We start from the raw sequence: 7,248 nt of genomic DNA on the forward strand, positions 1-7,248 counted from the left end.
CTCACCCCCCCCCGTCCCCCCCCCCCCCCGCGCCCCCCCCCACCCCCCCCCCCCCCCCCGGGGGGGGGGCCCCCCCCCCCCCCCCCCCCCCGGGGGGGGGGCCCCCCCCCCGGGGGGGGGCCCCCCCCACCGCCGTTCGAACAACCGGTGAACAGGCCGTCGCTGCGGCCTGCCCGCCTACTTCTCCCGCTGCTTGCGCCAGCGGATGCCCGCCTCCAGGAAGCCGTCGATCTCGCCGTTGAAGACCGCCTCCGGGTTGCCCATCTCGAACTCCGTACGCAGGTCCTTGACCATCTGGTAAGGGTGCAGGACGTACGACCGCATCTGGTTGCCCCAGGAGTTGCCGCCGTCGCCCTTGAGGGCGTCCATCTTGGCCTGCTCCTCCTGGCGGCGGCGCTCAAGGAGCTTCGCCTGGAGGACGTTCATCGCGGACGCCTTGTTCTGGATCTGCGAGCGCTCGTTCTGGCAGGAGACGACGATGCCGGTCGGGAGGTGGGTCAGGCGCACCGCGGAGTCGGTGGTGTTGACGCCCTGGCCGCCGGGGCCCGACGAGCGGTACACGTCGACGCGCAGCTCGGACTCGTCGATCTCGATGTGGTCGGTCTGCTCGACCACGGGCAGCACCTCGACGCCCGCGAAGGACGTCTGGCGGCGGCCCTGGTTGTCGAAGGGCGAGATCCGGACGAGCCGGTGGGTGCCCTGCTCGACGGAGAGCGTGCCGTAGGCGTACGGGGCCTGGACGGCGAAGGTGGTCGACTTGATGCCGGCCTCCTCCGCGTACGACGTCTCGTAGACCTCGGTCTTGTAACCGCGCTGCTCGGCCCAGCGGAGGTACATGCGCTGGAGCTTCTCGGCGAAGTCGGCGGCGTCCACACCGCCGGCCTCGGCACGGACGTTGACCAGGGCCTCGCGGGAGTCGTACTCGCCGGAGAGGAGGGTACGGACCTCCATCTCGTCCAGCGCCTTCCTGACGGACTCCAGCTCGGACTCCGCCTCGGCCAGGGCGTCGGCGTCGCCCTCGTCCTGGGCGAGCTCGAAGAGGACTTCGAGATCGTCGATCCGGCCGCGGAGGGCCTCGGTCTTGCGGACCTCGGCCTGGAGGTGCGAAAGCTTGCTGGTGATCTTCTGCGCCGCCTCCGGGTCGTCCCAGAGGGAAGGCGCGGCCGCCTGCTCCTCGAGCGCGGCGATGTCCGCCCTCAGCGCATCCAGGTCCAGGACGGCCTCGATCGACCCCATGGTGGAGGAGAGGGACTTCAGCTCTTCGGAAATATCGACGACTGCCACGGGTCCAGCGTAACGGCTGTCGGCGCGGACATTCCTCGGACCGCATGATCACGACTCGGTGACCATGCGCGCGGTGCCTCCGCGAGCCGTGCGGCGACGGGGCGCCCCCGCCGGTTCCCCCCTCCGCCGCGGAGCCGCCGGAAACGGTCGGAAGCGGCCGGAAGCGGTCGGGAACCGCCTGCGGGCCCCGGCTCAGGGTGCTCCCGGCGCCGAGTTCTTCGTGTCCCGCGCGGGCGCTTCCGTGCTGTCGCCGCCCAGTGCGAGCCTGCCGCCCACACCGAGGGCCACCACCAGCACCAGCGCCGCGGCGCCGAGCGTCAGCCGGCGCTTGCGGACGGCCGCGGACTTGTTGCGGGCCGAGCCGGGCCGGGGCCGGCCCGGCGAGCGGGGGGCCCTGGCCGTGCCCCGGGGGCCGCCCGAGAGCTCGTCGGGGGCCGGGACGCGCATGCTCGTGTGGGTGTCACGGTTGGAGTCGGTGGACGAACCGGGGACCAGGGGCACCGCGCCGCGGCGGCGGGGTTCCTCGGGTTCGGGGGTGTACTGCTGCTCGTCGTACGCCTGCGGTTCCGGTTCGGTCTCCGGCTCGTCCACGTCCAGCGGCGGGATGCCGGCCAGCTGCGGGAGCTGCTCGCGCAGCCGGGCCGCGAGCTCGGAGGCGCGCAGCCGCGAGGCCGGGGCCTTCGCCAGACACTGGACCAGGAGCTGCCAGAGCTCCTCGGGGATGCCCGGGAGGGGGACGACCGTCTCCGTGACGTGCCGGCGCAGGACGGCGCCGGGGTGTCCACCGCCGAAGGGCGTGAAGCCGGCAAGGAGTTCGTACAGGACTGTGGCGAGGGCGTAGATGTCCACCGCGGCGCGCGGCGGCAGCCCCTCGACTATCTCGGGGGCCAGATAGTCCGGCGTACCGATGATCTTGCTTGCCTTGGTGCGGCGGGGGGTGTCGATCAGCTTGGCCACGCCGAAATCGGTGAGCAGCGCCGGGTGCGAGCCGCCGGGGCCGAGCGGTCCCTCCATGTCGAGCAGGATGTTCTCCGGCTTGACGTCGCGGTGGACCACTCCGGCGGCGTGCGCGGCGGCCAGGCCGTCGGCGACATCCGCGATGATCGCGACGGCGGCCTCGGGCGCGAGACGGCGTTCGCGGTCGAGGCGGGTGCGCAGGTCCGTGCCGCGGACCAGGTCCATGACCAGTGCCAGGTCGTTGCCGTCCACCACGAGGTCGCGGACGGCGACCACATGGGGGTGGTCCAGGCCGAGCAGGGCGGTGCGCTCCTGGACGAAGCGGCCCACGAGCTCCTCGTCGGACGCGAGGTCCTCGCGGAGCAGCTTGATGGCCACCGGGCCTTCGGGCCCTTCGCCGAGCCACACCGTGCCGGCGCTGCCGCGCCCCAGGATCTGGTGGGTGGTGTACCGGCTGCCGATATTCCGTGCCAAGACTGCTCCCTCAGCGGCTGGCGATGGACCGTCGCTCATGACCCCCGGTCGACAAAGTTACGCGTCGATCGGGGTGTTGAGTGCCCGGGACGGCGCCGGCCCTCACTTCTGCGGGCGAATTGCGGGGAAATTGCGGGGGAATTACGGGGAAACCAGCCCGCAGAAGTCGATATAGCTACAGAGTTGATGATGTGTCGGTGGCTCAGAAGCCGCTGCCGCTACCCAGTTTCGAGACCCAGTCGGTCACGTTGGAGACAGCGTCGCTGATCGCCCGCCAGAAGCTCTTGCCCTGGCCGATCCAGTCCTGCAACGGAGTCAGTTCCCAGATCAGCCAGCCCGCGACGAACAGCAGCACCAGCGTGAACAGACAGCCCTTGAGGCAGCCGAGACCGGGAATCCTCATCGGGTTGGCACTGCGCTGCCTCGGCTCGCGGGGCTGTCGCGGGGCCGGCGGCTGCGGCGGCGGCTGTTGCGGCGGCGCGTACTGCTGGCGCTGGTACTGCTGTTGGGGCTGGTGCTGAGGCTGCGGCTGGTACTGCTGCTGCCGCGGCTGGGGGTACTGCTGCGGCTGCTGGTACTGCTGCTGCGGCGGCTGCTGGTACTGCTGACGCGGCGGCTGCTGCGGGTGGGGCCGCTGGGGGCGGCGGCGCAGCGGGTCCTGGTCCGGGTCGAGGTACTGGAGCTGCGTCTGCTCGTTGCGGTCGCGGGCCGCCCGGAGCTGGGACTGCCAGGGGTGCGGCCCGTCGGGCTGCGGAGGGCCGTCGGGGTGCGGCGGCACGGGCGGCATGACCGAGGTCGGGTCGGCGTGCCCGCCCGTGCCCTGGCCGGGGGCCTGCTGCATGACGCTGGTCGCGGCGTTCGGGTCGTACGCGCCGGCGTTGCTCGGCAGCACCTGTGTCGGGTCGGCGGCGTCGGAGGTCCCCGGCACGGCCGCGGGCGCCGGATCGGGCGCGAGCAGGGCGCCCACGCCGTCGGCCGCCGCGATCTGGGCGGAACTGGCGTGCACGCCGATGCCGGCCGCGACGGTGCGCAGTCCACGGGCCAGGTTCTCGGCGCTGGGCCGCTGGTCCGGGTCCTTGCTCAGGCAGCGCTCTATCACCGTCCACAGCGGCGCCGGGACGGTGCTGGGGCGGCGGGGCTCCTCGCTGAGGTGCCGGTGCAGGACTTCGAGGGCGGTGCCGCCGGCGAACGGCGGGCGGCCGGTGACCACCTCGTACAGCAGGATGCCCGCGCCGTAGATGTCGACGGCGGAGGTCTGCGGGCGGCCCTCGGCGGACTCGGGCGCCACATAGGCGGGCGTGCCGACGAACTCGTGGGTCCGGGTGAGCCCCGGGGAGTCGGCCAGGCGCGCGATACCGAAGTCGGTGAGCATCGGGTGCATCTGGCCGTCGCGCTCGTCGAGCAGGACGTTGGCGGGCTTCAGGTCGCGGTGGACGACGCCGTCGGCGTGGCTGGCGGCGAGCGCGTCCGCGATCTGCGCGGTGAGCAGCGCGGCGGCGACCGGGGTGAGCGGGCCGTTCTCGCGGAGGTAGCGGTGCAGGTCCGGGCCGTCGACCAGGTCCATGACGAGGGCGAGGAGGTCGCCCTCGACGACCAGGTCGCGGGTGCGCACGATGTTCTCGTGGGTGAGCCGGAGCAGCACCGAGCGCTCGCGCAGGAACCGCATCACGATGTCCGCGTCGTTGGCGAGCTCCTCCTTCAGGACCTTGATCGCCACGGTCTCGCCGGGCTGGCCGGCGACTGCCGCCTCGGCGCCTGCGGTCTCCCGCTGGCGGGCACGCCAGACGGTGCCCGTGGCGCCGCGTCCCAGCGGCTCCTCGAGCAGGTACTTGCTGCCTACCGGCCGCACGTCATGCGCTCCCTGCGATCGTGGTGCTTGCGGTGCTCCCGGACACACCCGGGAGTTCCGGCCCACTCTAGTGGGGTGACCGGCGGAGTCGGGCTGCTCCGTCCGGTTGCCGTCGCCCGCCCTGTCCGCCGTACCCGAGTGCCTCCCGGGGAGGAAATGGCCGGTTGCGGAACAAGACGCTCACACCGGGCGGATGGTTGCCGCACACACGTGCGACGAACTGTTCCGGACACATTCCGCGGACGGTTCCGACGTGGCGGAAAAGCTTCCCAGCAGGCAGGGGGCAACCTGCCAAGCAGGCACGTATGGGCGCACAGCCGACCTTTCAAGATCACTTAGAGGTGGCCCCCGGGCGTGTTGTCGGTGGCAGGTGCGAGGATGCCTTCAGCACGGACTGTGGGGTAGGGAGCCCCGCGGTGCGTGACGAACCCGTACCGGACGACGCGTCCGTGTCGGGTGGGGGGAATCACAGGGCGTTTCCCCTGCCCGGCGCCCCGCGCAGAAGGGACCGCTGACAGCGATGCAGATCCGGCTGACCGTCCTCGCGCCGCGCAGCGGCCAGACCCCGGCGCGCGCCTGCGACGTGCTGGTCACCGCCCCGTCGGGGACGGCGCTCGCCACGGTGGCCTCCCAGCTGGCCGCGGCCGTATCCGGGCCCGACGGCTCGCTCGGCAGCGGTGCGGTGGTGCTGTTCGCCGGGCGCGAGCGGCTCGACGCGCAGCGGTGCGCGCTGGGTGAGCCCCCGCTGGTCGACGGAGCGGTGCTCTCGCTCCAGGTCCCGGGCGAGGACGAGGCGGCCGACGACGCCGTTCCGGCGCAGCTGCACGTGGTCGCGGGGCCCGACGCGGGCGGGGTCCATCTGCTGCACGGCGGCCGGGTCCGGATCGGCCGCTCCGCCGACGCGGACGTCCCGCTCGACGACCCCGATGTGTCCCGGGTGCACTGCGTGGTGACGGTCTCCGCGGAGGGCCTGGTCTCGGTGGCGGACCTGGGATCCACCAACGGCACCCTGCTCGACGGCGCGGAGGTGCGCGACCGCCCGGTCCGCCTGCAGCCCGGTGGGCTGCTGCGGCTCGGCGAATCGACGCTCCTGCTGACCTCCGGCGCGCGTACCCCGACCCTGTCGACGGCCCCCGACGGCGAGGGGCACCTCCGGGTGTCCGGTACGGCGAGCGCCGACGACGGCCCGGCTGAGGAGCACGGCTCCGGCCACGGGTACGCCCCGGCCGCGGCCCCCGGCGCCGAGTCCGCCCCGCACAAAGGGCCCGACGACCGCCACGCGTACGGAAGCGGCGAGGGCGGGCCTGCCGACACCCGCCGGTCCGCCCCCGGGCGTCCGGCCCGCGCCCCGGAGGATGAGCTGCCCCGGCGCGGCGGGATAGGCGCCTGGGCGCGCAGACTCGCGGGCAACAAGGGCGAACCGGTCCATGAGGCGACGCCCGACGAGACGGGCGCGGCCGCGCCGTCCTTCTCGGCCGCCGCGGCCGTCTCCCCCGCGGGGGCCGCCGGGGAGAGCATCTGGCCCGACCCCGCGGCCGTGCTGTTGACGGCGCTCGGCCCCGGCCCCCGGCTCTGGGAGCGCGGCACCACGCACCCGGAGGCACTCGTGGTGCGCCTGGGGACGACGGACCGGGCCGAGCTGCCCGCCGTCCCGGTGACGGTGGGACTTCGGGAGGCCGGTTCCCTCGGGCTCGCCGGGCCGCGGACCCGGCTGGCCGGACTCGCCCGCTCGACGGTCGCGCAGCTCGCCGCGCTGCACTCCCCCGCCGATCTGGAGATCGTGCTGATCAGCACGGACCGCGCCCGCGCCTCGGACGAGCGCAGGCGCGAGTGGGCCTGGCTCGGCTGGCTGCCCCATCTGCGCCCGTTGCACGGCCAGGACTGCCGGCTGCTCCTCGCGTACGACCGCGAGCAGGCCCTCGCCCGTACGACGGAGCTGATACGCCGGCTGGACGAGGGGGCGCTCGGGCCCGGCTGGCCGAGCCTGGACCGGGACACGGTCGCCGGGGCCGCCGCGCGGTACGCGGGGCCGTACACCGTGGTGATCGTCGACGGCGACCCCGGCTCGGCGGTGCTGCGCGAGAACACCGCCCGGCTGGCCACGGCCGGCTCCGCCGCCGGCATCCATCTGATCTGCCTGGCCGAGACCCCGGCCGCCACACCCACCTCGCCGGTCGCGGCGACGTACGAGGCCGCCTGCCGCACCTCGATCGCGTTCCGCGAGTGCGGGGCCGTGGCGATGCTGAGCGGCGATGTGGCGACGGCCCTGAGGCTGCTGCGCACCGCGGACGGGCGGGCCGCGGGCCGCGGCACGGTCGCGACCGTGGACGCGGTGTCGGCGCACTGGGCCGAGCGGTTCGGCCGGGCGCTGGCCCCGCTGCGTACGGAGGGTCCGGCGACGGCCCACGGCCGGCCGGCAACGGCCGTACTCCCGACGACGGCCCGCCTGCTGGACGAACTGGGCCTGGCCCGCGCCACCCCGGCCTCCCTGATGGCCCGCTGGGCCTCCACCGCCGACGACCAGCCCGGCGCCACGGTCCGCGGCTCGGGCCGCTGGACGGGCAGCCCCGTCGGCCGGGTCCGGGCCGTCGCCCCCCCGCGGGGCCGCCCCCCCCCCCCGGGGGGCCCCCCGGGGGGGCCGCCCCCGGAAACCCCCCGGGGCCCGGCCCCCCGGGGGGCCCCCC

The 7,248-nt window shown here is 74.5% G+C and carries 3 protein-coding genes and 1 pseudogene (1 of these 4 running past the window's edge); 1 reads left to right on the forward strand and 3 read right to left on the reverse strand.

Annotated features, from left to right (window positions below; translation table 11 throughout):
- Positions 1–177 precede the first annotated feature (177 nt).
- The 3 genes from prfB to ACF08M_RS02760 all read right to left on the reverse strand — a co-directional run bounded on the left by prfB (position 178) and on the right by ACF08M_RS02760 (position 4,564).
- The gene (gene prfB, locus ACF08M_RS02750) at positions 178–1,284 is read right to left on the reverse strand and encodes a peptide chain release factor 2 (RefSeq protein WP_392183407.1); all 1,107 of its coding nucleotides are present in this window, start codon (positions 1,282–1,284) and stop codon (positions 178–180) included.
- Between the two features lie 192 nt (positions 1,285–1,476).
- Complete coding sequence (locus ACF08M_RS02755; RefSeq protein WP_392183408.1) at positions 1,477–2,715, reverse strand: serine/threonine-protein kinase; 1,239 nt, start codon at positions 2,713–2,715, stop codon at positions 1,477–1,479.
- A gap of 202 nt (positions 2,716–2,917) precedes the next feature.
- Positions 2,918–4,564: a serine/threonine-protein kinase gene (locus ACF08M_RS02760; protein ID WP_392183409.1), complete on the reverse strand. Its 1,647-nt coding sequence runs from the start codon at positions 4,562–4,564 to the stop codon at positions 2,918–2,920.
- 520 nt (positions 4,565–5,084) lie between these two features.
- Between ACF08M_RS02760 and ACF08M_RS02765 the strand changes: the two are divergent.
- Positions 5,085–7,248: pseudogene (locus tag ACF08M_RS02765) on the forward strand (FHA domain-containing protein) (it continues 281 nt past the right edge of the window).

The organism is Streptomyces sp. NPDC015032, from assembly GCF_043080425.1.
Lineage (GTDB): Bacteria > Actinomycetota > Actinomycetes > Streptomycetales > Streptomycetaceae > Streptomyces.